Raw genomic sequence first — 23,492 nt, forward strand, 5'->3', positions numbered from 1 at the left:
ACGCGGGAGCGCTTGCCGCCTTTGAATCGCGCCCTGGAGCGCCCATGCAATCCGCCTCGATCGACGACACCCTCGCACAGCTCGAAGCGCACGGCTATTTCGCGAGCCGCGAGCTCGCCACGGCGCTCTTTCTCGCGCTGCGCATGCAACGCCCGCTCTTTCTCGAAGGCGAGCCGGGCGTGGGCAAGACCGAGCTCGCGAAGGCGGCCGCGGCGATGCTCGGCACGACGCTGTTGCGCCTGCAGTGCTACGAAGGACTCGACACGGCCAGCGCGCTTTACGAGTGGGACTATCCGCGCCAGATCATGGCGCTGCGCCTTGCCGAAGCGGCGGGCGAAAAGCCGCGCAACGACACGCTCTATCGCGACGAATTTCTGCTGAAACGGCCGCTGCTTCAGGCGCTGCAACCCGATCCGCAGAATCCCGCCGCACGCCGCGTGCTGCTGATCGATGAAATCGACCGCGCCGACGAACCGTTCGAAGCGTTCCTGCTCGAACTCCTTTCGGACTTCCAGGTATCGATACCCGAATACGGCACGGTGCGCGCGAGCGAGCCGCCGCTCGTCGTCATCACCTCGAACCGCACGCGCGAAGTGCACGACGCGCTCAAGCGGCGCTGCCTTTATCAATGGCTCGGCTACCCGGACCGCGCGCGCGAACTCGCCATCGTCGCCGCGCGCGCGCCCGAAACCGCCGTGCACCTGCAGCGGCGCGCGGTGGCGTTCGTGCATCAGTTGCGCACGATGGATCTCTTCAAGGCGCCCGGCATCGCCGAGACGATCGACTGGTGCCGCGCGCTTTCGGCGCTCGCCGTGACGGAACTCGATCCGCAGTCGGTGCAGGATACGCTCGGCGTGCTGCTGAAGTACCAGGACGACCTCGCGCAACTCGACGCGCAGCGCATCGCGCAAACGCTCGCGCTCGCGGAGTGAGCACGATGTCCCGCACCGCAAGCGAAGCCGCCACGACCGCCGCCGTGCCCGCGCTCGCGCCGACGTTCGCGCGCAACGTCGTGCATTTCGTGCGCGTGCTGCGCGGCGCGGGCCTGCCCATGTCGCCGTCGTGCGCGGCCGACGCGATCGAGGCGCTGCGCCACATCGATCTCGGCCGCCGCGGCGACGTGCGCGCGGCGCTGGCCGCGCTGCTCACGGGCGCGCCCGACGAGCGCGAGATTTTCGACGCCGCATTCGCGCTCTTCTGGCGCGATCCCGATTTCGAGGGCAAGCTACGCGCGTTGTTGCTGCCGAAGGTGCAAGGCGGCGTGCCGCCGCCGCGCCGCAACAACCGGCTCGCCGACGCGCTCGCGACGCGTCCTGCCGCGCGCTCCGGCGCGAGGCCCCCGCCCTCGCACGAAGAGCACGAGTTGCGCGCGCACGCCACCTTCAGTGCCGAAGAACGCCTGCGCCAGCGCGACTTCGACACGCTTTGCGCCGACGAATGGCGCGCGCTGCGCCACCTGATCCGGGCGCGCCGCCTGCCGCTCGCGACCGCGCGCACGCGACGCCTCAAGGCATCGTCGCGCGGCACGCACGCCGACCTGCGCGCGAGCGCGCGGCACGCCGTGCGCGCGGGCGGCGACTGGACCGTATGGAAATATCGGGCGCCCGTCGAGCGCAAACTGCCGCTCTTGCTGCTGCTCGACATCTCCGGCTCGATGAGCAGCTATTCGCGCGCGGTGCTCTACTTCTGCCATGCGCTGCTGCAATCGCGCGAGCGCCTGCAGGTGTTCCTGTTCGGCACGCGCCTCACGCACGCCACGCGGGCGCTGCGCGAACGCGACCCCGACATCGCGCTCGCACAGCTCGCCACCCAGGTCGCGGACTGGTCGGGCGGCACGCGCATCGGCGCCACGCTCGCGGAATTCAATCGCCGCTGGGCGCGCCGCATGCTCGGCGGCCGCGCCACGGTGCTCATCGTCACGGACGGGCTCGACCACGACGAATGCGGCCTGCTCGCGGAGGAAATGGCGCGCCTGCACCGCTTCGCGCATCGCGTGATCTGGCTCAATCCGCTCCTGCGTTACCGCGACTTCGCACCGAAGGCGCGCGGCGTGCAAGCCATGCTGCCGCACGTCGACGCGCATTACCCCGTCCACAATCTCGCCAGCCTGGAAGCGTTCGCGCGCAGCCTGTGCGAAGCGAAGCCGGCCGCCCAGCCGGCACGCGCATTGCACATGTTCGATGAGCGCCCGGCACAAGGAAAAACACGATGGAGTTGACCGAAAGCCACACGTTGCCGGTGCCGCAGCCGCGCGCCTGGGAAGCGCTCAACGACACGGCGATGTTGAAGGCGTGCATACCGGGCTGCGAGAGCATCGAGGCCGACGGCGAGCACGCATACGCCGTCGCGCTGACCGCCGCCGTGGGCCCGGTGAAGGCGCGCTTCAAGGGCCGCATGCAGCTCACCGGCATCGACGCCCCGAACAGCTACACGATCGTCTTCGAAGGCCAGGGCGGCGCGGCCGGCTTCGGCAAGGGCGACGCGCACGTGAAGCTCGAGCCCGCCGGCGACGGATCGACCACGCTCACCTACACGGCGAAGGCCCAGGTGGGCGGCAAGCTCGCGCAGATCGGCTCGCGGCTCGTGGACGGCGCCGCGCGCAAGATCGCCGCCGAGTTCTTCAAGCGCTTCGGCGAACAGTTGGGCGGCGGCGCGGCGCAAGAGCAAGCAGACGAAGCGAGCGCCGAACCAGCCGGGCAAAACGCGACCGAAGGCGAAAGCGAAGGCGCGGAGGATCAGCAAAAGAGGAAACGATCATGGACAGCGTGGATCTCGAAGTTCTGAAGTCGAGCGTGCGCTGGCTCGAAGCGGGCCACCGTGCGCTGCTCGTGACGGTGGTGAAGACGTGGGGCTCGTCGCCGCGCCCCGAGGGCGCGATGCTCGTGGTGCGCGACGACGGCCTCGTGGTCGGCTCCGTTTCGGGCGGCTGCATCGAAGACGATCTTATCGACCGCGTGCGCCGCGAAGGCGTGCCGATCGCGCGGCCCGAGGCCGTGAAATACGGCATCACGGCTGAAGAAGCGCATCGTTTCGGACTGCCATGCGGCGGCACGATCCAGCTCGTGCTCGAACCGTTGAGCGAAGCCTCGAATATTCGCGCGCTGCTCGAAACCGTCGAGCGCGGCGAACTCGTCGCGCGCACACTCGACATGGCGACCGGCAACGCCACGCTCGGCGCGGCGAACGCAACGGACGGCGTGCATTTCGACGACGCGCGCCTGCTGACGATTCACGGCCCGCGCTACCGCATGCTCGTGATCGGCGCGGGGCAGCTTTCGCGCTATCTCTGCCAGATCGCGGCGGGCCTCGACTACCAGGTGACCGTGTGCGACCCGCGCGAGGAGTACACCGACACCTGGGACGTGCCCGGCACGACGCTCGTGCGCACCATGCCCGACGACACCGTGCTCGACATGAAGCTCGACGAGCGCTGCGCCGTGATCGCACTCACGCACGACCCCAAGCTCGACGACCTCGCGCTGATGGAAGCGCTCAAGACGCCCGCGTTTTACGTGGGCGCGCTGGGCTCGCGGCGCAACAACGCGGCGCGGCGCGAACGGCTCAAGGAGTTCGATCTGAGCGAAGCCGAACTCGCGCGGCTGCACGGGCCGGTGGGCATTTATATCGGCAGCCGCACCCCGCCCGAGATCGCGGTGTCGATTCTCGCGGAAGTCACGGCGGCGAAGAACGGCGTCTCGCTGCCGACGATTCTGCAGGTGGAAGGCGCGAAGGCCGCGCGCGAGCACGCGGCGGGAGCGGGATCGACGTGCGATGCGTGAGGCGGACGCTTGCCGGGCCGCGACTCGCGTCGGCGGCCCGCGGCGCGGGGGGACGGCGGGCGGCTCGCGCCCGCGCTTCAGGTCAAGGCATCAGCCGAACAGCTTCATCGCCTGCGTGAGCGTGTTGGTCACGCCCCAGACGAGCGGCACCAGCACGTATAGCCAGAAGATCGCCATCAACACCTTGTTCGACGATTTCGGGGCAGCCTGGGTAGACATTGTGCGTTCTCCTTATTTACCAGCGGCGAGTTGCGTCTCGCTCATGTGATGCTTCTCGTCCACGCGGCGCACGAGCAGATTGCAGATGAAGCCGACCACGAGCAACAGGGCCATGATGTGCACGGTCATCGTGTAGGCGTCGGCCTTCGCCACGCCGTGCGCGACCTGATACGCGCGCACGTAGTTCACGAGCACCGGCCCCGCCACGCCGGCCGCAGCCCACGCGGTCAGCAGACGGCCGTGAATGCCGCCGACGAACGCCGTGCCGAACATGTCCGCGAGATACGCGGGCACGGTCGAGAAGCCGCCGCCGTACATCGAGAGAATCAGGCAGAACGCGAGCACGAAGAACACGATGTTGCCGCTCTGCGCGAACTGCGGGACCGCGTAATAGAGCACCGCGCCGAACACGAAGAAGATGTAGTAGGTGTTCTTGCGGCCCACCCAGTCCGAAGCCGAGGCCCACACGAAGCGCCCGCCCATGTTGAAGAGCGAGAGCAGGCCGACGAAGCCCGCCGCCGCGCCGGCGCTCACGGTGTCCTTGAAGCTCTCCTGGATCATCACCGAAGCCTGGCCCAGCACGCCGATGCCGGCCGTCACGTTGAGGAACAGCACGAGCCAGATCAGGTAGAACTGCGGCGTCTTGAGCGCCTGGTCGATGTGCACGTGCTGGCTCGACACGAGCTTTTTCGTCGTGGCGGGCGGCGTCCAGTTCCCGGGCTTCCAGTCGGGCGCGGGCACGCGGATGGTGACGGCGCCAATCGACATCGAGATGAAGTACGCGACGCCGAGCACCACGAAGGTCTGCGCGACGCCTACGCTCGTGTCGCTCGCGAAGTGCTTCATCAGCATGACGGAAAGCGGTGCGGCGATCATCGCGCCGCCACCGAAGCCCATGATGGCGAGACCGGTGGCCATGCCGCGGCGGTCGGGGAACCAGCGGATCAGCGTGGAAACCGGCGACACATAGCCGAGCCCGAGCCCGATGCCGCCAATCACGCCGTAGCCGAGATAGAGCAGCGCGATCTGGTGCAGATACACGCCGAGCGCCGAAACGAGAAAGCCGCCGCCGAAGCAGCATGCGGCCGTAAACATCGTGCGGCGCGGGCCCACGCGTTCGAGCCACTTGCCGCCGAACGCGGCGGAAAGGCCGAGAAACACGATGGCGAGCGAGAAAATCCAGCCCAGCGTGGTGAGCGACCAGTCGTCGGGCGCGGACTGCGTAATGCCGATCACCTTCGTCAGCGGCGCATTGAACACGGAAAACGCGTAGGCCTGGCCAATGCACAGATGCACGGCGAGCGCCGCGGGCGGCACCATCCAGCGTGAAAAGCCCGGTGGGGCGACAGTCGCCTCCTTGGAAAAGAAAGGTGCGCTCTGCGCACCGCGCGTCGAATCTGCAACGCTGCTCATGGGGTCTCCTGAGGCGGCCAAAGTTTGGGAAGACGAGAACGCTTGCCCTGGTCGCATCCAAAATGGCTGTTGGTAGGCGTGGTTTTTGTGTGCCCTTTTGTGCGAAAACGCACGGAACACTGAGTTGCCGCTTGACGGCTGCCTCGAACGTTAGTCCTCGGGCGCAGCCTTGGCAATATGAGGCGGCTATGCATATGCCCGTTCTCGCCCGCTCGTATCGATTGTTGCGCGCGCAGCAAAGGGACGATGCCGCCGCATGACGCCCGCGAGAGCGATGCAGGCGCGCGTCCACAGGGCGGCCCGGAATCCAGACTCAACGCTCGATACATTGCGCGCGCCGCCCACTGTGCGCGCCACCCGCTTGACAAGCCAGGTGCGCGACTTTTAAGTGACGGAAGTAGCGCTCATCCGCGACCCGACACCAGCCGAGCCTCCCATGCGCCTCGCTCTCGCTCTTTGCCTCGCCGCCCTCGGCCCCGCCACGGGAGCATTGGCCGCCGACCTGCGCGCGGGCGTCGCCCAGCTTGCGCCAGTCCCCCTCGAGGCGGGCGCGCTGAATCCGGCCGGCAGCGCCGCGCAGGCGCCCTACACCAACGAATCGGAAACGCAGACCTTCACCGTCAACGCGGACGGATCGTACACGAAGCTCGACACGCTCACGCTGCGCGTGAACACGGAGGCCGGCGTCGCGCGCGTGGGCCAGTATTACGTCTGGTTCAACCGCGAGATGGCCCACGTGGAGGTGCTCGAAGCGTGGACCGAAGACGCCGCGGGCGGCCGCCACGACGTGCGCCCCGAGCAGATCCGCGACGTGCAGGAAGTGCGCTCGTTCGACGCCCCGATGTTCCAGGACGTGCAGGACAAGGTCATCGTGTTTCCGGCCGTCGAACCGGGCGCGCGCGTGCATCTTACGTGGCGCAAGATCCAGCGCGTGCCCGTGGTGCCCGGCTGGTTCAGCGACTTCACGCCGCCCGACCTCGCGCCCACGCACGACTTCCGCGTGATCTACGACTTGCCGGCGAAAGTGCCGCTCTACGCCGACGCGCGCGGCTTCACCGCATTGCCGCCCGCCACCTGCAACGGCCGCACGCGCTACGAGTACCGCTACGACAAGACGAATTTCGAGCGCCTCGAATACGGCTCGGTCGCCTACGTGAGCTACGGCGACCGGCTGATGGTGTCCACTTTCCCCGACTACGCCGCGTTCGCGAAGGTCTATCGCGAGGCCGCCGCGGACCCGGGCGCGGGCGACGCGACCCTCGTGCGCCTCGCGCGGACGCTCACCGCGCACGACGACACGCCGCGCGCGAAGGCGCAGACGCTCTACGACTGGGTGCGCCGCAACATCCGCTACGTGGCGATCAACATCGGGCGCGGCGAGATCACGCCGCACCGCGCCGCCGACGTGCTCGCCAACCGCTACGGCGACTGCAAGGACCACGTCGCGCTCTACGGCGCGTTGCTCGAAGCCGTGGGCGTGCGCAGCGTACCCGCGCTCGTGAACAGCGGCACGGTCTACACGCTGCCCGATGTGCCCGGCTTCGGCGTAATCAATCACGTCATCACCTGGCTGCCCGATTTGCAGATGTTCGCGGATTCCACGGCGAGCAATATTGAATTCGGCTATCTGCCGTCGACGGACATGGACCGCACCGCCGTGCTCGCCGGCGGCGGCACGCGCGTGCGCACGCCCGCCACGGCCACGACCACGCGAGAGAGCGATCTCGACATCGTCGTCGCGCCGGACGGCTCGGCGCGCTTCATCTACCGCCTGCAGGCCGAAGGCTGGTCGGCCGAGCAGACGCGCAGCGTGCTGCGCCTGCAAACGCCCGCGCAGCGCGAGGAATCGCTGCAATGGGAACTGCGCAACGCCAATGTGCGCGGCAACGCCACGCTCGCCTCGAGCCCGCTCGACGCCACGGCGGGCCCCCTCGTGCTCACGCTGACGGGCACCTTCGAGAGCTTCGTCGACCCGGAAATGACCACGCCCGTGCCGACGCTCACGAGCTTCGTGGGCGGGCTCGATGCGAATCTGCGCTACTGGCTCGGCGAATCGCGCCGCACGCAGCCCTTCGTGTGCCGCAACGTGGTGGTGACCGAACGGGCGCGCATCGCGCTGCCGCCGGGCATGCGCGTGCTCGACGTGCCGATGCCGCAGCACGCCGATAACCGCTTCATCGACTTCAGCTCGCAATACGCGCTCGACCCGGCCTCGAACGTGCTGCGCGTCACGCGCACGGGGCGCACGCACTTCGCGAGCGATGTCTGCAGCGCCGACGATTTCGCGCAGATGCGCCCCGCGTTCGAGACAATGGCGCGCGATCTGCGCGCGCAATTGATCGTCAAGCCGTCTGCGCAGGGGGCAACGCCGGAAAGCCCGGCGCGCGCCCAGTGAACCGGCGCGCGCGTCAGACCGGCCAGCGGTTAGACCGGCCAGAGCGGCCCTTCCTGCATCGCGCCGATCTGCTCGCGCAGTTCGAGAATGCGCTCTTCCCAATAGCGCTGCGTGTTGAACCACGGGAAGGCCGCGGGAAACGCGGGATCGTGCCAGCGGCGGGCGAGCCACGCCGAGTAGTGGAGGAGGCGCAGCGTGCGCAGCGCTTCGACGAGATGCAACTCGCGCGGCTCGAATTCGCAGAAGTCCTCATAACCGGCGAGCAGATCGGCCAGCGCGCGCGAGGCGCCTGCGCGGTCGCCGGGCAAGAGCAGCCACAAATCCTGGATAGCGGGACCCATGCGGCTGTCGTCGAAATCCACGAAATGCGGGCCGGCATCGGTCCAGAGCACGTTGCTCGGATGGCAGTCGCCGTGCAGGCGCAGCCTGGGAACCTCGCCCGCGCGCTCGAACGCCGCCTCCACGCCTTCCAGCGCGAGCGTCACGGCGGCCTGCCACGCTTCGCGTAGATCGGCGGGCACGAAACCATGCTCCAGCAGAAACCTGCGCGGCTCGTAGCCGTAGGTTTCGATGTCGAGCGCGGGGCGCGCGCGATACTGCCCGGTCGCGCCCACGGCATGAATGCGGCCGATGAAGCGCCCCAGCCATTCGAGCGTGTCGCTGCGATCGAGGTCGGGCGCGCGGCCGCCGCGCCGCTCGAAGAGCGCGAAGCGAAAACCGTCGAACGCGTGCAGTGTGTGTCCTTCGAAGACGAGCGCGGGCACCGCGGGAATCTCGCGCGCAGCCAGTTCGGCGACGAACGCGTGCTCCTCGAGAATCGCTTCGCTGCTCCAGCGGCCGGGGCGATAGAACTTGGCGACGAGCGGCGGCCCGTCTTCGACGCCCACCTGATAGACGCGGTTCTCGTAACTGTTGAGCGCGAGCATGCGGCCATCCGTGCGGCGTCCGGCCGGTATCAGCACGCTGTCGAGCGCGTCGAGCACGCATTCGGGAGTGAGACGCGCGTAGGGCGCGGCCTGCTGGTCGCCGGGACCGGAAGGCTCGCCCGGGATAGAAGTGAGATCGTGATTCATACCCGCAATTGTGCCTGTTGCGGGCGATGCGGACTCAGTGAATCTTCGCGCCGGCGGGCATGACGTGCTCGCCCGTGTCGATCAGGTCTTCCAGAAAAAAGGGCTCGGTGTTGAGCTGCGCCGACGCGCCGGGCTCCCCAGCGTACCAGGTCACCATCGCCATGTCGCCGAGAATGCGCATCACGATGCCGCGCGCGCCCTGCGGCACCGCGATATGAACCGAACGGACGATAGAACCGATTTGCATGATGTTTCCCCGTTACCTTCGCCGGCTCCCTCGAAGGAAGACCGGTCGGCATGCTGAAAAAAACCGATGCGCACCGTCGGTTGCGCGCGCATCCAAACCCGCCTCGGGCGACCCGGTGATTTTCACGCGCCCTGCGCGGCCGGACCCGAGGCTTACCCATTGTTGCCTTTTTGCGCGCGCGAGCAAAGCAAAAAAATAGGGGGGTGTATCACTGGCTGTGTCGGCACGACGCCGTGCGCCGCCAAATCCAGGCCCCTCTTGCTCGCGCGACTTACGAAACGCTGACTGTAACAGATGGTAAACCCCGCACTTTACGCGCCAGCGAATGCACCCCCCTAAAAAGTCCGCAGATGCACGGCGACTGGCGCTATAGTCCTGTCCCATCCCGGCACGATCCGGGTACCATCGGGGCGCGTCGCAGCGCAGGCAAGAGACCTCGCGCGCGCCGCCACAGCCGGCCACGATACCGATAACCGAAATGCTCGCCGCTGCGGCCAGACCAGCCGCGCGAGCCACATCCCGACACCAGCGAAGGAACCCACCGTTCCATGTGGATAGTCCGACTCGCGCTCAAGCGCCCGTACACGTTCGTCGTGCTCGCCCTGCTGCTCCTGATCGTCGGGCCGCTGACAATCCTGCGCACGCCCACGGACATCTTCCCGAACATCGACATTCCGGTGCTTTCGGTAATCTGGACCTACACGGGCCTGCCCGCCGACGAAATGGAGCGGCGCGTCGTGCTCAATTACGAGCGCGGGCTTTCGGTGGCCGTGAACGATATCGAGCATACCGAATCGACGTCGCTCAACGGCATTGCGGTCGTGAAGATCTTCTTCCAGCCGCATGCCAATATCCAGGAAGCGCTCGCCGAGGTCACCGCGCTCTCGCAAACGCAACTGCGCTCGCTGCCGCCCGGCATCACGCCGCCGAACATCCTGCGCTACAACGCCTCGACGGTGCCGATCCTGCGCCTCGCGCTTTCCTCGTCCCAGCTCACCGAGCAGGAGCTGTTCGACTACGGCAACAACTTCCTGAAGACGCAGCTCGCGACGGTACCGGGCGCCTCCGCACCGCTGCCCTATGGCGGCAAGCAGCGGCAGATCATGGTCGACATCGACCAGCGCGCGCTGCAGCAGCACAACCTCTCGCCCATGGACGTGGTCAACGCGATCAGCGCGCAGAATCTCATCCTGCCGTCGGGCACGGCAAAAATAGGCGCGACCGAGTACTCGGTGACGATGAATGCAAGCCCCGACAGCCTGGCGGGCCTCAATGACATTCCCGTGAAAACCACGGACAGCGGCACGATCTACATCCGCGACGTGGCGCACGTGCGCGACGGCTACGTGCCGCAAACCAACATCGTGCGCGTGGACGGTCAGCGCGCCTCGCTCCTCACCATCAACAAGAGCGGCAACACGTCCACGCTCGAAATCGTCGACCGCATCAAGGACATGATGCCGACGCTGCACAACCTCGTGCCGCCGTCGCTGAACATCGACCCCGTCGCGGACCAGTCGCTGTTCGTGCGCGCCTCGGTGCAGGGCGTGCTGCGCGAAGCGCTCATCGCCGCCGCGCTCACGGCGCTCATGATCCTGCTCTTTCTCGGCAACTGGCGCGCCACGCTCATCATCGCGGTCTCGATTCCGCTTTCCATGATCGCCTCGATCATCGCGCTCGCGGCGCTCGGCGAGACCATCAACATCATGACGCTCGGCGGCCTCGCGCTCGCGGTGGGCATTCTCGTTGACGACGCAACGGTCGCGATCGAGAACATCAGCCAGCAGCTCGAACAGGGCAAGACGCTCGAGCAGGCGATTCTCGACGGCGCGCACCAGATCGCGATTCCCACGCTCGTCTCGACGCTTTCCATCTGCATCGTGTTCGTGCCGATGTTCCTGCTCTCGGGCGTGGCGCACTATCTCTTCATACCGCTCGCGGAGGCCGTGGTCTTTGCAATGCTGGCGTCATACTTCTTCTCGCGCACGCTCGTGCCCACGCTCGCGAAGTACCTGATGCGCCATCATCACAAGGCCGCCGACCTGCATCATGCGCACAGCGCCACGCGCAATCCGTTCATGCGCGTTCACCTCGCCTTCGAGCGCGGCTTCGAGCGGCTGCGCGCGCGCTATCGCGTGTTTCTCGAAGCGCGCGTGAAGCATCCCGTGCGGTTCGTCGCCGCCTTTCTCGTGTGCTGCGGCGCGTCGCTGCTGCTCATGCCGTTTCTCGGGCGCGACTTCTTTCCGCAGGTCGACGCGGGCACGATCGCGCTGCACGTGCGCGCGAAGACCGGCATGCGCGTGGAAGAAACCGCCGTGCTCGTCGACCGCATCGACAAGCGCATTCGCGAACTAATTCCCGCTCGCGAGCTCCATTCGATCATCGACAACATCGGCCTGCCGGTCTCGGGCATCAACCTCTCGTACAGCAACACGGGCACGATCGGCACCTCGGACGCCGACGTGCTGATCTCGCTGAACGAGGACCACCGCCCCACCGCCGGCTATGTGCGCCTCCTGCGCCGCACGCTCAACGACGAGTTCCCCGGCGCCGAGTTCGCCTTCCTGCCCGCCGACATCGTGAGCCAGACGCTGAACTTCGGCATGCCCTCGCCCATCGACGTGCAGATCGTGGGCCGCGACGCGGCCGGCAACCGCGCGTTCGCGGCGAAGCTGCTCGCGCGCCTGCGCGGCGTGCCCGGTTTCGCCGACGCGCGCATCCAGCAGCCCGCCGACCTGCCGCGCATCTTCATCGACGTGGACCGCACGCGCGCGCAGCAGGCCGGCTTCACGCAGAAGGACGTGGCGAGCGACCTGCTCATCACGCTCTCGGGCAGCCAGCAGACCACGCCCACGTTCTGGCTCAACCCGGTCAACGGCGTGAGCTACAACGTCGTTACCGAAGCGCCGCAGTACACGATCGATTCGCTGCAGTCGCTCGCCAACATTCCGCTCACGGCGAACGGGCGCAGCAATATTCTCGGCTCGCTGGCGAGCATGCAGCGCGTGTCGGGCAACGCGGTCGTCACGCACTACAACGCGCAGACCACCATCGACATCTACGGCACCGCGGACGGACGCGATCTCGGCGCCGTCTCCGACGACATCGCGAAGATCATCGACGAGACCCGCGGCGAGCTGCCGAAAACGTCGAGCATCAAGCTGCGCGGCCAGGTGCAGACGATGAACGATTCGTTCTCCGGATTGTTGGGCGGCCTCGTGTTCGCGATCGTGCTCGTGTATCTGCTGATCGTCGTGAATTTCCAGTCGTGGCTCGATCCGTTCATCATCATCACCGCGCTGCCGGGCGCGCTCGCGGGCATCGTGTGGATGCTGTTCCTCACGCACACCACGCTCTCCATTCCCGCGCTCACCGGCGCGATCATGTGTATCGGCATCGCCACGGCGAACTCCATTCTCGTCATCAGCTTCGCGCGCGAGCAGTTGCGCGAGCACGGCGACGCCGCGCGCGCCGCGATCGAGGCGGGCTTCACGCGTTTTCGCCCGGTGCTCATGACGGCGCTCGCCATGGTGATCGGCATGGTGCCGATGGCCATCGGCCTCGGCGAAGGCGGCGAGCAGAACGCGCCGCTCGGGCGCGCCGTGATCGGCGGCCTCGCCGTGGGCACGCTCGCCACGCTGATCTTCGTGCCGGTGGTGTTCTCGCTCGTCTACCGCAAGCTCGGCGAGCGCCGCCAGCGCGCCGGCGAAAACGTGGTGCCCAAATCATGAAAAAACGCACATGACGACTCATTCCGAAGCGCCCCCGCCGCAAGACCGGCATACGCCACCCCCGACGCCGCCCAAAGCGCGCCGCTGGCCTGCCGTCGTCGCCGCGCTCGTGGTGCTCGGGCTCGCGGCACAGGGCATCTGGTCGCGCCACAGCGCGCACGCCGCGCTCGAACGCGACGCGAAAGCCGCGAGCACGCTCTCCGTGCAGGTAGTCGCGCCGCAACGCTCGGCGCGCGCGCTCGACCTCGTGCTGCCCGGCAACGTGCAAGCCTTTCTCGACACGCCGATCTACGCGCGCACGAGCGGCTATCTGCGCAAGTGGTACTTCGACATCGGCGCGCACGTGAAGGCGGGCCAGCTTCTCGCCGAAATCGAGGCCCCCGAAGTGGACGACCAGTTGCGCGCCGCGCGCGCCGATCTCGCGAACGCCGAAGCGAATTACGCGCTCGCGAAAACCACCGCCGATCGCTGGACGCAAATGCTGCAAACCCGCTCGGTGGCGAAGCAGGACACCGACGAAAAAGTCGGCGACATGCTCGCGAAAAAAGCCACGCTCGATGCCGCGCGCTTCAACGTTTCGCGGCTGTCGCAACTGCAGTCGTACGAACGCGTGACCGCGCCTTTCGACGGCATCGTCACGGCGCGCAACGTGGACGTCGGCGCGCTCATCGACGCGGGCAACGGCGGCACCTCGCAAAAGGAGTTGTTCCACCTCGCGCAGGCCGACCGGCTGCGCGTCTACGCGAACGTGCCGCAAGCCTACGCGCAACAGATCCGCGTGCAGCAGCGCGCCGATCTCACGCTCAACGAAGCGCGGGGCAAGCGCTTCGCGGGCGTCGTCGCGCGCACCGCGGGCGCCGTCGATCCGCAGCAGCGCACGATGCTCGTCGAAGTCGACGTCGACAACCGCGGCGGCGAACTGCTGCCCGGCGCGTATGCGCAGGTCCACTTCGCGCTGGACGGGTCGACCACGCCGCTCACGCTGCCCGGCAACGCCTTCCTGTTCCGCCCCGACGGCGTGAAGGTGGCGACCGTCGACGCGCAAAACCGCGTAAAGCTCGTGAAGGTCGCGCTCGGCACCGACTTCGGCACCCGCGTCGCGGTGGCGGCGGGGCTCACTGGCGGCGAGCGCGTGATCGTCAATCCGCAGGACTCGATCGTCGACGGCACGCCGGTGCGCATCGTGGCGCCGCGCGGCGCGCGCGAGGCCGGCGCGGCGCACGGCGCGAGCGCCGCGCAGACGCAGACGCAGACGCAGACGCAGACGCAGACGCAGGGCGAATGATGAAGCACGCATGCGTTCGACTGCCCGCACTCGCCACACTGGCTGCGCTCGGCGCGCTCACGGCGCTCGGCGGCTGCACGCTCGGGCCCGACTACGTGCGCCCGGCCATGCCGGTCGCCGCGACGTTCAAGGAGCTCGAGGGCACGGGCTGGACGGTGGCGCAGCCCGCGGACCACGCGCCGCGCGGCGCATGGTGGACGATCTACGGCGACGCCACACTCGACGCGCTCGCGCCTCAGGTCGCTGGCGCGAACCAGAACGTGCAGGCCGCGCAGGCGCATTTTCGCGCGGCGCGCGCGAACGTCGCGCAGCAGCGCTCGAGCTATTTCCCGCTCGTGACGGCGAGCGGCGACTTCTCGCGCACGCGCACGTCGGAGAACCTGGTTCTCACGTCGAAGGCGGGACGCACGATCAACGACTACGCCGCCGGCGTCGACGCCACGTGGGAACCCGACATCTGGGGACGCGTCGCGCGCAACGTCGAGGCCGCCAAGGCCAGCGCACAGGCGAGCGCCGCCGACATGCAGGCCGTTCTGCTGTCGATGCAGGCGGAACTCGCCACCGACTACTTCGCGCTGCGCGGCATAGACCGCGAGCGCCAGTTGCTCGACGACACCATCAAGGCGTATCGCGAGTCGCTCGAACTCACGCAGCATCGCTATGACGGCGGCATCGCCACCGACGCCGACGTCGGCCAGGCGCAAACGCAACTGCAGACCACCGAAGCGCAGGCGATCGATCTCGGCGTGCAGCGCGCGCAGCTCGAACACGCGATCGCGATCCTCATCGGGCAGTCGCCCTCGACGTTCACGCTGCCGGTCGAACCGAAGGCGGCCTACACGGTGCGCGCGATCGCGAGCCCGCCGGGCGTGCCCTCCGCGTTGCTCGAACGGCGCCCCGACATCGCCGGGGCCGAGCGCCGCGTGGCCGCCGCGAACGCGCAGGTGGGCGTGGCGACGGCGGCGTTTTTTCCGAGCCTCGTGCTTGCGGTGACGGGCGGCCTGGAGGCGACCAACTATAGCCAGTGGCTCGTCGCGCCCGCGCGCTTCTGGTCGCTCGGGCCGGCGCTCGCGGGCACGCTGCTCGACTTCGGCGGCCGGGAGGCCGTGCGCAACGAGGCGCGCGCCCAGTACGACGAGAGCGTCGCGCAATACCGCGAAACCGTGCTCGACGCGTTCGGCGAGGTCGAGGACAACCTCGCGGCGCTGCGCGTGCTGGAACAGGAGGCGAGCGCCCAGGACCGCGCGGTGGACGCCGCGCAGCGCACGCTTGCGACCATCGAGAGCCGTTATCGCAGCGGCGCGATCACGTATCTCGAGGTGGTCGTCGCCCAGACCACCGCGCTCACGAACGAACGCCAGGCCGTGGCCATCTCGCGGCGGCGCATGGCGGCGAGCGTCGCGCTCGTGAAGGCGCTGGGTGGCGGCTGGAGCGCCGCCGACCTGCCGGGCGATGCCGCGCTCGTGCATCCCGACGAGGTGCAAGGCGCGCAGCCGGCCAGCGCTCCGCAGGGCGCGCCGGGCACCTTGCGTACGCCGGGCTGAGCGCCGCACGCCGTTCATCTGCGGCGCTCGCCCACGCCGATCGCCCAACACGGGTATCGTTGCGGCTTTGCCATAACCGGGAGATCCTGTCGTGACTGCATCACCGGGCGCCACGCGCAAATCCGCGCCCGCCGCCGTTCCGTACATCGAACGCGGCACCCGCGAATTCTGGCGCGCGAGCCTCGCGCTGCTGTTCGCCGGCTACGCCACCTTCTCGCTCCTCTACTGCGTGCAGCCGCTGCTGCCCGCGTTCTCGCAAACCTTCGGAGTGAGCCCCGCGCAAAGCAGTCTCTCGCTCTCCTTCACCACGGCCGCGCTCGCCATCGCGATCTTCGTCGCGGGCTTCGTCTCCGAAGGCTGGAGCCGGCGCGGCATGATGACGGCCTCGCTGTGCGTCTCGTCGATGCTCACGCTCGCCACGGCCTTCGTGCCGCACTGGCATGAACTGCTCGTGCTGCGCACGCTCCAGGGCATCGCGCTTGGCGGCGTACCCGCCGTGGCCATGGCCTGGCTCGCCGAGGAAATGCACCCCGACGGCCTCGGCCTTTCGATGGGCCTTTACGTGGGCGGCACGGCCATCGGCGGGATGGCGGGGCGCGTAATCACGGGCATCGTCACCGATCTGCTCGGCTGGCGCGCGGCGGTGGCCGTGATCGGCATACTTGGCCTCGCCTCGATGTTCGCGTTCCGCTCGCTCCTGCCGCCTTCGCGCCACTTCGCGCCGAAGAGCGGCCTTGGCTTCGCGCATCACCGCGCGGCGCTGCTGCGCCATTTCGCGCAGCCGGGCCTGCCCATGCTGTTCGCAATGGGCTTCGTGCTGATGGGCGGCTTCGTCACGCTATACAACTACATCGGCTACCGGCTGATCGCCGCGCCTTATCACATGAGCCAGGCGGCGATCGGCGCGATCTTTCTCGTCTACCTGACGGGCGTGGTCGCCTCGCCGTGGTCGGGCCGCATGGCGGACACCTTCGGCCGCGGCCGCGTGCTGATCGCGAGCCTCGCGATGATGCTCGCGGGCGTCGTGCTCACGCTGTTCCCGCCGCTCGGCGCCATTGCGGCCGGCATCGCCTGCCTCACGATCGGCTTCTTCGCGGGGCACGCGGTGGCGAGCGGCTGGGTCGGCCGGCTCGCGCGCGAAGCGAAGGGCCAGGCCGCCGCGCTCTATCTGCTCGCCTATTACCTCGGTTCCAGCGTGATGGGGTCGGTCGGCGGACACTTCTGGGCCGGCGCGGGCTGGAGCGGTGTGGCCGGACTCGTGATCGCACTGCTGGCCGTGGGTCTCGCACTCGCCCTGAGATTGCGCGCCCGGGAGCGCGCCGGAGCGGCCTGAGCGCGCAAGGCACCGCCATAAGGCATGCAACGTGCTCGCAAGGCTGAGGTGCCGCACGCCGCCACAATGGAAAGGCATCCGTAATGTTAGGACGACTGGCGTTGCGACGGCCGCGCGCATCGCCCGGTTGCGAAGGGCCGCCACTGGCGGGCATTCGCGGCGAGGCACGAGCTTTACAGTGACGCCGGCGGCGCGCGCGTGCGCCACTTTGCTTGCCGGCCTCACCTATACTCGATTTCAGGCCTTGGGCCGCAGCGCCATGGAATCGGCATGACGGACGAAAACAAGAACCGCTGCGAGCCTTCGTCGCCACTACGATAAGGAGACGAGCATGGCAGGTTATTTCACGATCGGCGATTTCGTGATGATCATTCCGATGGCCCTCGCCGGGGCGCTCTTTCTCGGCGCAGTGCCGTGCGCCACCGAATTCAGGCACAACACGCTGCGCGTGGTCGGCGCGCTGATCGGCGCGCTCGCGGCCGTCGCGCTCGTCGAAACGCTGCCCGCGCTGATGTAGCGTTCATCTGTAGCGTTCGTATTCGTGCCGCGCGCCCGGCGGGCGCGGGCCGTCGGCGCGAGGCGGCGTCCGGCGCGGCTTGCGCCGTGCGTCCGCCCCTTCGGCCTTCCCCTTCCCTCACCTGGCCTCGACGCCAGCCTGCAATCCGCCGAACTGCCGCAACGCAGCGGCAAGATAGCCTGTGCGAGGGGGCGCGCCCGCGGCCTGCGCAGCGCGCGCAAGCGCGGGCAGCGCCGTCCATGGCAGCGTCGGGTGCAGATGATGCTGGCGATGCAGGTGGTGATTCATCAGCAATACGCCTAGAACGCGCGGCACGCGAAAATCGCGCGCGCGCCCCGGTTCTTCGAGCGCGACACCGTAGTGCGGCAGGTTATCGGCGACCGAAAGCCACAGGCCGCGCAGATACATCGCGAGGGCCAGCACCGTCCAGGCCTTGCCGTACAGCGCGAACGAAGCGGCGTAAAGCGCGATCGAGGCGAGCCAGTCGCGCCGCGCGCGGCGGCGCCTCACGGGATCGGCGGCATGGTTCGCGAAGAGCCGCTGCACCTGCACGCCCTCGCGGCCATGCGCGCCCACGCCGTGCGCGATGATGGCGCGCGCAAGCCGCGCCGGAAGGAACGCCACGAGCGGCAGCAGACATTCGACAAGGTACAGACCGCCCATGAGCCGCGCGTAATACGCCACGCGCCTGCGCCAGCGCGGGCCGGGCGAGTCGTGGACGTCGGGCCGGTCGAACGGCTCGCGCGTGAAACGGTGATGCATCAGGTGTCCGAAACGCACGGCGTCGAATGGCATCGCGAGTCCGATCGAGAGCGCGCGAGCCAGCCACTCGTTCACGCGCCTGTCGCGCGCAAGCTGTCCGTGTATGCCTTCGTGGATGAGGCCCCAATGGATCGGCGTGGCGAGCACGACGGGCGCGAGCGTCGCCAGCAGCGCGAGCGTCGGGCCGCCCGCCGCGTGCAGCAGGAGCGGCAGTCCGACGAGTTCATAGCCCAGCGCCGTGACCGCGAAGGCGATCAGCGCGGCGTTCGTGCGGGCGGCCGACGCCGGCTGCGGCGGCCGTGCCGCCCCCTGCGCCCGCATGGCGGACAGGGAAAGCGCTTCATGTTCGGCGCTTACGGACTCCATGCTGATTCCTCGCTGCAAAGGCTGCCGCGACGTTAGCAGGGCCACATGACAAAGCGAAGAACGGCGCGGCGCCACCGCGCGCAAAAAAAACCGCCTCTCGAGGAGGCGGTCCGGCCGGAAAGCGAGCCGCTCAGATGTGCTGATCGGTCGACGGCTTCTCCCACAGGTTCACGCCGCCCTCGGTCGCGTAACGGTCGATCTCCGCAAGCTCTTCGGCCGAGAATTCGAGATTCTTCAACGCGCCGACGTTCTCGCGCACCTGCTCCGCGTGGCTCGCGCCGATCAGCGCCGAGGTCACGCGGCCGCCGCGCAGCGTCCAGGCAATCGCCATTTGCGCGAGACTCTGGCCACGGCGCAGCGCGAGTTCGTTGAGCTTGCGCACGTGCCCGATGTTCTGCTCGTTCAGATGCTCGGCCTTCAGCGAGCCGCCGCCCGGACGGTTCACGCGCGCGTCCTGGGGCACGCCATTGAGGTACTTGTTCGTGAGCAGGCCCTGCGCGAGCGGCGTGAACGCGATGCTGCCGGCGCCCACTTCGTCGAGCGTGTCGAGCAGTTCGTGCTCGACCCAGCGATTGAGCATGTTGTACGACGGCTGGTGAATGAGCAGCGGCACCTTGTGCTCGGCGAGCAGCTTCGCCATTTCCCGCGTTTTCGCAGGCGAATACGACGAAATGCCCACATAGAGCGCCTTGCCCTGCTGTACGGCCGTGGCGAGCGCGCCCGCCGTTTCCTCGAGCGGCGTTTCCACGTCGAAGCGATGCGAATAGAAGATATCGACGTAGTCGAGGCCCATGCGCTGCAGGCTCTGGTCGAGGCTCGCGAGCACGTACTTGCGCGAGCCGCCGCCCTGGCCGTACGGACCCGGCCACATGTCCCAGCCCGCCTTCGACGAGATCAGCAGTTCGTCGCGGTAAGGACGGAAATCGTCCTTGAAGAGGCGGCCGAAATTGGTTTCGGCGCTGCCGTACGGCGGCCCGTAGTTGTTCGCGAGATCGAAATGCGTGATGCCCAGGTCGAATGCGGTGCGCAGGATCTCGCGCTGGGTGGAAATCGGCGTCGTGTCGCCGAAGTTGTGCCACAGGCCGAGCGACAGCGCGGGCAGCTTGAGCCCCGACTTGCCGCAAAAGCGGTACTGCATGTCCGAATAGCGTTCAGAGGCTGCTTCGTAGGCCATGGTCTGGATCCTCGGCAAAAAAACGGGCTGGTGAGCTGGGGAATGCGGCGGCGATCCGGCGCGCTGCCGTCGCGCCGCCGCGCGAGGCAGCTATGTTAGCCAATCTGCCCTCGCCGTGCAGATGTCCACTATGCGGGAAACGGCCGGGGAAATGACGGCGGAATCACGGCGAAAGCGGCCCCTCGACGCGCCGCGGCCACTCGCCTACACTGCGGCGTCCCCCCTTTGCGAGAGGTCGTTCATGGCCAAAGCGGTTTCGATCGCGCTCATCGCCTGCGGCGTCGTCCTGCTGTACTTCGGCGGCCAGTCGTTTCATTCGTTCGCGAACGACATGTCGCGCCTGTTCACCGGCGCGCCCACCAACCGCACGATCCTGCTGATCGTGGGCGGCGTCGCGGCGACGCTCGCCGGCATCACCGGCCTCGCCTTGTCGAGCCGGCGACGCTGAACGCGCAACTCAGAGCTTCACCTCGGGCTTCGACGCCGAGCGTGTGCCGGGCAGCGGCACGTTGCTCGCGCCGTGATAGGTGTACACGAGCGAAAACTTCACCTGCTCGCTCTGGTTCTGCCCCGCCGAATGCAGCGTGTTGCAGTGAAAGAACACGACGTCGCCGGCCTGGAGCGTCGGTGAGATCGCGCGGTCGATCCACGTCTTGTTGTCGGGCAGGTCCGCGCGGAAGAATTTCGCGGCATCGAAGCGGTCCGAGGTGAACGGCGCGTCGTGCGAGCCGGGCACGAACCACAGGCCGCCGTTTTCGGGGGTCTCCGGCCCGAGCGCGAGCCACACCGAAACGAGGTCGTCGCGCTCGAACGACCAGTAGCGCACATCGCGGTGCCAGCCCGTGAGGCTGCCGTAGCGCGGATGCTTCGTCATCACGCAGTTGTGATGCGCGCGGGAGAGGACCGGCTCCTCGCCGAAATACAGCTCCATCCAGCCCGCGATCTCCGGCGACGTGGCCCACTCGCGATACAGCGCGTGGCGCGCGTAGGCGTCGAGCAGGCGCCGGACCGTGTGGCCGCCGGGGGCGTCCTTCGACTCCGGCGCGCCCGGGTAGCGCAAATCGGCTTCGAATTCGAGCGGCGCTTCGGCCGCATGCAACTGTTGTTCGGCAACCTGTTTGATCGCCGCGCAGCGCTCGGGCGAGACGAGCCCCCGCACGATCACGAAACCGCGCTCACGCAGCGCCTGCACCTGTTCTTTCTTCGACTGGACTGACATGGGACTTCCGTTATGCAATGCCTGCTGGGGCCGCAGCCTGCGTTCGAGGTCCGGGCAGCGGCGTCGGCGCGCGCCGACGGTTCGATTGTAAAGCGTGCCGGGACGGCCGGAAGCGCCACGGCGCCGCGCGGCGTGGCTCCATGCCCGGTTTGGCGCGCTGCGCCCGGACTCGCACGCGAATGGCGCGCACGCACCGTCATGAAGACAAAGGGCGCAATCGTTGCATCAAAGACGCGCAGGGGCGGGTATTAACCGACTTTCTGCCGTCATGTTTCGCGTGTAGTCTGTCGCGCATGTTGTTCCCAGTCGCCGCCCCCCCAGTGCACGGACGGATCGCCGCGAACGCCTTGCCGCACAAGGCGCGCCGGCAAAAGCATCCGTCGCGTCGTGTCAAACGCCGCGCCATGCGGCCCGTCTGCCGTCCGCCCGGATCGTGACGACCTCGAAGACAGGCACGTTTGCTGCTCGACGCGAAGCGTCGCGCAAGGCGCACCTCGAACCCGATTCCGCAACCGCCATGCATACCCTTTTCGATACCCACCGCATGACCCATGCCGCCCACACAGCCCTGAAGGCGGCTCGTCCCGCCCGTCGTCATGTGGTGCGCGCGCTGCGCCACCACGCCGCACGCACGCGCGCGCTCGCGCAGCAGGTGCGCGAGACGAAGCCTGTCGACAGCATGCGCGCCTGGTTCCACTCGTTCTTCGCCGTGCTGCGCATGCGCTCGGGCACGCGCCACTTTTCGCTGCGCACGCTGCTCTATCGTCCGAACGCGCCGCTGCGCACGCTCGCCGCGCCCGGCACGGTTCATGTGGCGCGCAACACGCGCAAGCCGCGCCGCATGGCGGCAAGCAGCACGGGCTGGTTCGGCTTCGCGATGCGTTAACGCGCGGCGCAGTCCGCAAAAACAAAAACCCCGCACGGGCTCGCGCCCTGCGGGGTTTTTCTTCGCGCTCACCGGCGTTGCCGGCGGCCAGCGCGATGCGTGCTGGCAAACGCGGCTTACGCCACCGCGCTCACCGGCTCCGTGCCGGCGGCTTCGGCCAGCACGAGCGCCTTGTCCGTTGCTTCCCACGAGAATTCCGGCTCTTCGCGGCCGAAGTGGCCGTAAGCCGCGGTCTTCTCATAGACCGGACGCAGCAGATCGAGCATCTGGATGATGCCCTTCGGACGCAGGTCGAAGTGCTCGCGCACGAGCTGGGTAATCGTCGCGTCCGAAACCTTGCCGGTGCCGAACGTGTTGACCATGACCGAGGTGGGCTGCGCCACGCCGATCGCGTACGACACCTGGATCAGGCAGCGCGACGCGAGGCCTGCGGCCACGATGTTCTTCGCGACGTAACGGCCGGCATAGGCTGCCGAGCGGTCGACCTTCGACGGGTCCTTGCCCGAGAACGCGCCGCCGCCGTGCGGAGCCGCGCCGCCGTACGTGTCGACGATGATCTTGCGGCCCGTGAGACCGCAATCGCCCTGCGGGCCGCCGATCACGAACCGGCCGGTCGGGTTCACGAGGAACTTGATGTCGCCCTTGATGAGCTCGGCCGGCAGCACCGGCTTGATGACTTCCTCGATCACGGCTTCGCGCAGCGTGCCGAGGTCGATGTCCGGCGAGTGCTGCGTGGAGAGCACGACGGTGTCGATGGCGTGCGGCTTGCCGTCCACATAGCGGATCGTGACCTGCGACTTCGCGTCCGGGCGCAGCCAGGGCAGGCGGCCGTCGCGGCGCAGGTTCGACTGGCGCTCGACGAGACGGTGCGAGAGGTGGATCGGCAGCGGCATCAGCTCGGGCGTTTCGTCGCACGCGTAGCCGAACATCAGGCCCTGGTCGCCGGCGCCCTGGTCGAGGTTGTTGTCGTGCGCGCGGTCCACGCCCTGGGCGATGTCCGGCGACTGCTTGTCGTAGGCGACGAGCACCGCGCAGCCGCGGTAGTCGATGCCGTAGTCGGTGTTGTCGTAGCCGATGCGCTTGATCGTGTCGCGCGCGACCTGGATGTAGTCGACGTTCGCGGTCGTGGTGATTTCGCCGGCGAGCACGACGAGGCCCGTGTTGCACAGCGTTTCCGCGGCAACGCGCGAGTATTTGTCCTGCGTGAGGATGGCGTCGAGAATCGCGTCCGAGATCTGGTCGGCGACCTTGTCCGGATGGCCTTCGGAAACGGATTCGGAAGTGAAGAAGTAGTCGTTTGCCACGTGTAAGGCTCCTTGTAGCTGGTGACGGTTGAATTTCACGTAGCCAGCTTCGGGAGCTTGAAGCGGCGACGCTTTAGCGGATTTGCTGCCCGGTTGCCGTTGACGACCGACACCCGGCTTCGCCCCGCAAGTTGTCTATTAACTCGGCGAAGCCCTTATTATAGCGACTTCCTTAAATTGTCGCAGAGTCCTCCCGCGTGCCGTTCGTCGCCTTCCCCACAGTTCGCAAGCCTCGCATCGGAGCC

The 23,492-nt window shown here is 67.9% G+C and carries 20 protein-coding genes; 12 read left to right on the forward strand and 8 right to left on the reverse strand.

The features are described from left to right. The first annotated feature begins 44 nt into the window (after positions 1–44). Genes BLU17_RS02480 through BLU17_RS02495 form a run of 4 tightly spaced genes read left to right on the forward strand, consistent with a single transcriptional unit; the run spans position 45 to position 3,779 of the window. Complete coding sequence (locus tag BLU17_RS02480; RefSeq protein ID WP_091993918.1) at positions 45–932, forward strand: AAA family ATPase; 888 nt, start codon at positions 45–47, stop codon at positions 930–932. Positions 933–937: 5 nt separating this feature from the next. After that, on the forward strand, positions 938–2,218 hold the full coding sequence (locus tag BLU17_RS02485; RefSeq protein ID WP_091993921.1) for a vWA domain-containing protein: 1,281 nt from the start codon (positions 938–940) through the stop codon (positions 2,216–2,218). After that, a complete protein-coding gene (locus BLU17_RS02490; RefSeq protein ID WP_091993924.1) occupies positions 2,209–2,784 on the forward strand; it encodes an SRPBCC family protein in 576 nt (191 codons plus the stop codon). Before BLU17_RS02485 ends, BLU17_RS02490 begins: the two co-directional genes overlap by 10 nt. Next, positions 2,757–3,779: an XdhC family protein gene (locus tag BLU17_RS02495; RefSeq protein ID WP_091993926.1), complete on the forward strand. Its 1,023-nt coding sequence runs from the start codon at positions 2,757–2,759 to the stop codon at positions 3,777–3,779. Before BLU17_RS02490 ends, BLU17_RS02495 begins: the two co-directional genes overlap by 28 nt. A 90-nt stretch (positions 3,780–3,869) precedes the next feature. Here the strand turns inward: BLU17_RS02495 and BLU17_RS02500 are convergent, their stop codons facing one another. Together BLU17_RS02500 and BLU17_RS02505 are read right to left on the reverse strand one after the other, a co-directional pair. Next, positions 3,870–3,998: an MFS transporter small subunit gene (locus tag BLU17_RS02500; RefSeq protein WP_091993929.1), complete on the reverse strand. Its 129-nt coding sequence runs from the start codon at positions 3,996–3,998 to the stop codon at positions 3,870–3,872. Between the two features lie 12 nt (positions 3,999–4,010). Then, positions 4,011–5,411 carry an L-lactate MFS transporter gene (locus tag BLU17_RS02505; protein WP_091993931.1) on the reverse strand — a complete coding sequence of 467 codons (1,401 nt, stop codon included), beginning with the start codon at positions 5,409–5,411 and terminating at the stop codon, positions 4,011–4,013. A 436-nt stretch (positions 5,412–5,847) separates the two neighbouring features. On the opposite strand from BLU17_RS02505, the gene BLU17_RS02510 reads away from it, so the two are divergent. Next, positions 5,848–7,806, forward strand: a complete 1,959-nt coding sequence (locus BLU17_RS02510; protein WP_091993934.1) for a DUF3857 domain-containing transglutaminase family protein — start codon at positions 5,848–5,850, stop codon at positions 7,804–7,806. 29 nt (positions 7,807–7,835) lie between these two features. On the opposite strand, the gene BLU17_RS02515 is transcribed toward BLU17_RS02510, so the two are convergent. Next, complete coding sequence (locus tag BLU17_RS02515) at positions 7,836–8,879, reverse strand: serine/threonine protein kinase (RefSeq protein ID WP_091993937.1); 1,044 nt, start codon at positions 8,877–8,879, stop codon at positions 7,836–7,838. 34 nt (positions 8,880–8,913) lie between these two features. Continuing rightward, the gene (locus BLU17_RS02520) at positions 8,914–9,126 is read right to left on the reverse strand and encodes a hypothetical protein (RefSeq protein WP_091993940.1); all 213 of its coding nucleotides are present in this window, start codon (positions 9,124–9,126) and stop codon (positions 8,914–8,916) included. Between the two features lie 548 nt (positions 9,127–9,674). Between BLU17_RS02520 and BLU17_RS02525 the strand changes: the two genes are divergently transcribed. The 5 genes from BLU17_RS02525 to BLU17_RS02545 all read left to right on the forward strand — a co-directional run bounded on the left by BLU17_RS02525 (position 9,675) and on the right by BLU17_RS02545 (position 17,536). After that, entirely contained in the window at positions 9,675–12,857 is a 3,183-nt protein-coding gene (locus BLU17_RS02525; RefSeq protein WP_091993943.1) for an efflux RND transporter permease subunit, read from the forward strand. Positions 12,858–12,867: 10 nt separating this feature from the next. Further along, entirely contained in the window at positions 12,868–14,142 is a 1,275-nt protein-coding gene (locus BLU17_RS02530; RefSeq protein WP_091993946.1) for an efflux RND transporter periplasmic adaptor subunit, read from the forward strand. Continuing rightward, the gene (locus tag BLU17_RS02535; protein ID WP_091993949.1) at positions 14,139–15,686 is read left to right on the forward strand and encodes an efflux transporter outer membrane subunit; all 1,548 of its coding nucleotides are present in this window, start codon (positions 14,139–14,141) and stop codon (positions 15,684–15,686) included. The genes BLU17_RS02530 and BLU17_RS02535 overlap by 4 nt, the downstream gene beginning before the upstream one ends. Before the next feature lie 91 nt (positions 15,687–15,777). Next, positions 15,778–17,019 carry an MFS transporter gene (locus BLU17_RS02540; protein ID WP_091993951.1) on the forward strand — a complete coding sequence of 414 codons (1,242 nt, stop codon included), beginning with the start codon at positions 15,778–15,780 and terminating at the stop codon, positions 17,017–17,019. Positions 17,020–17,350: 331 nt separating this feature from the next. After that, entirely contained in the window at positions 17,351–17,536 is a 186-nt protein-coding gene (locus tag BLU17_RS02545; protein WP_091993953.1) for a hypothetical protein, read from the forward strand. A 117-nt stretch (positions 17,537–17,653) separates the two neighbouring features. Here BLU17_RS02545 and BLU17_RS02550 read toward each other — a convergent pair whose 3' ends face one another. Beyond that, positions 17,654–18,664 carry a fatty acid desaturase family protein gene (locus BLU17_RS02550; RefSeq protein WP_245746689.1) on the reverse strand — a complete coding sequence of 337 codons (1,011 nt, stop codon included), beginning with the start codon at positions 18,662–18,664 and terminating at the stop codon, positions 17,654–17,656. A gap of 130 nt (positions 18,665–18,794) precedes the next feature. Beyond that, the gene (gene mgrA / locus BLU17_RS02555; RefSeq protein WP_091993955.1) at positions 18,795–19,838 is read right to left on the reverse strand and encodes an L-glyceraldehyde 3-phosphate reductase; all 1,044 of its coding nucleotides are present in this window, start codon (positions 19,836–19,838) and stop codon (positions 18,795–18,797) included. 241 nt (positions 19,839–20,079) lie between these two features. On the opposite strand from mgrA, the gene BLU17_RS02560 reads away from it, so the two are divergent. Further along, positions 20,080–20,286, forward strand: coding sequence for a DUF3185 family protein (locus BLU17_RS02560; RefSeq protein ID WP_091993957.1), 207 nt, complete (start codon positions 20,080–20,082; stop codon positions 20,284–20,286). Positions 20,287–20,295: 9 nt separating this feature from the next. Here the strand turns inward: BLU17_RS02560 and BLU17_RS02565 are convergent, their stop codons facing one another. Continuing rightward, the gene (locus BLU17_RS02565) at positions 20,296–21,057 is read right to left on the reverse strand and encodes a phytanoyl-CoA dioxygenase family protein (protein WP_091993961.1); all 762 of its coding nucleotides are present in this window, start codon (positions 21,055–21,057) and stop codon (positions 20,296–20,298) included. A 517-nt stretch (positions 21,058–21,574) separates the two neighbouring features. Between BLU17_RS02565 and BLU17_RS02570 the strand changes: the two genes are divergently transcribed. Further along, complete coding sequence (locus BLU17_RS02570; RefSeq protein WP_091994210.1) at positions 21,575–21,943, forward strand: hypothetical protein; 369 nt, start codon at positions 21,575–21,577, stop codon at positions 21,941–21,943. A 116-nt stretch (positions 21,944–22,059) separates the two neighbouring features. On the opposite strand, the gene metK is transcribed toward BLU17_RS02570, so the two are convergent. Then, positions 22,060–23,247, reverse strand: coding sequence for a methionine adenosyltransferase (metK, locus tag BLU17_RS02575; protein WP_091993964.1), 1,188 nt, complete (start codon positions 23,245–23,247; stop codon positions 22,060–22,062). Between the last annotated feature and the right edge of the window lie 245 nt (positions 23,248–23,492).

The organism is Paraburkholderia lycopersici, assembly GCF_900096975.1.
GTDB classification, from domain to species: domain Bacteria; phylum Pseudomonadota; class Gammaproteobacteria; order Burkholderiales; family Burkholderiaceae; genus Paraburkholderia; species Paraburkholderia lycopersici.

What these genes read in the sequence shown, in the direction of transcription:
- BLU17_RS02480 (WP_091993918.1), top strand. Translation starts at nt 45, where the DNA reads ATGCAATCCGCCTCGATCGACGACACCCTCGCACAGCTCGAAGCGCAC.
- BLU17_RS02485 (WP_091993921.1), top strand. Translation starts at nt 938, where the DNA reads ATGTCCCGCACCGCAAGCGAAGCCGCCACGACCGCCGCCGTGCCCGCG.
- BLU17_RS02490 (WP_091993924.1), top strand. Translation starts at nt 2,209, where the DNA reads ATGGAGTTGACCGAAAGCCACACGTTGCCGGTGCCGCAGCCGCGCGCC.
- BLU17_RS02495 (WP_091993926.1), top strand. Translation starts at nt 2,757, where the DNA reads ATGGACAGCGTGGATCTCGAAGTTCTGAAGTCGAGCGTGCGCTGGCTC.
- BLU17_RS02500 (WP_091993929.1), bottom strand. Translation starts at nt 3,998, where the DNA reads ATGTCTACCCAGGCTGCCCCGAAATCGTCGAACAAGGTGTTGATGGCG.
- BLU17_RS02505 (WP_091993931.1), bottom strand. Translation starts at nt 5,411, where the DNA reads ATGAGCAGCGTTGCAGATTCGACGCGCGGTGCGCAGAGCGCACCTTTC.
- BLU17_RS02510 (WP_091993934.1), top strand. Translation starts at nt 5,848, where the DNA reads ATGCGCCTCGCTCTCGCTCTTTGCCTCGCCGCCCTCGGCCCCGCCACG.
- BLU17_RS02515 (WP_091993937.1), bottom strand. Translation starts at nt 8,879, where the DNA reads ATGAATCACGATCTCACTTCTATCCCGGGCGAGCCTTCCGGTCCCGGC.
- BLU17_RS02520 (WP_091993940.1), bottom strand. Translation starts at nt 9,126, where the DNA reads ATGCAAATCGGTTCTATCGTCCGTTCGGTTCATATCGCGGTGCCGCAG.
- BLU17_RS02525 (WP_091993943.1), top strand. Translation starts at nt 9,675, where the DNA reads ATGTGGATAGTCCGACTCGCGCTCAAGCGCCCGTACACGTTCGTCGTG.
- BLU17_RS02530 (WP_091993946.1), top strand. Translation starts at nt 12,868, where the DNA reads ATGACGACTCATTCCGAAGCGCCCCCGCCGCAAGACCGGCATACGCCA.
- BLU17_RS02535 (WP_091993949.1), top strand. Translation starts at nt 14,139, where the DNA reads ATGATGAAGCACGCATGCGTTCGACTGCCCGCACTCGCCACACTGGCT.
- BLU17_RS02545 (WP_091993953.1), top strand. Translation starts at nt 17,351, where the DNA reads ATGGCAGGTTATTTCACGATCGGCGATTTCGTGATGATCATTCCGATG.
- BLU17_RS02550 (WP_245746689.1), bottom strand. Translation starts at nt 18,664, where the DNA reads ATGGAGTCCGTAAGCGCCGAACATGAAGCGCTTTCCCTGTCCGCCATG.
- mgrA (WP_091993955.1), bottom strand. Translation starts at nt 19,838, where the DNA reads ATGGCCTACGAAGCAGCCTCTGAACGCTATTCGGACATGCAGTACCGC.
- BLU17_RS02560 (WP_091993957.1), top strand. Translation starts at nt 20,080, where the DNA reads ATGGCCAAAGCGGTTTCGATCGCGCTCATCGCCTGCGGCGTCGTCCTG.
- BLU17_RS02565 (WP_091993961.1), bottom strand. Translation starts at nt 21,057, where the DNA reads ATGTCAGTCCAGTCGAAGAAAGAACAGGTGCAGGCGCTGCGTGAGCGC.
- BLU17_RS02570 (WP_091994210.1), top strand. Translation starts at nt 21,575, where the DNA reads ATGCATACCCTTTTCGATACCCACCGCATGACCCATGCCGCCCACACA.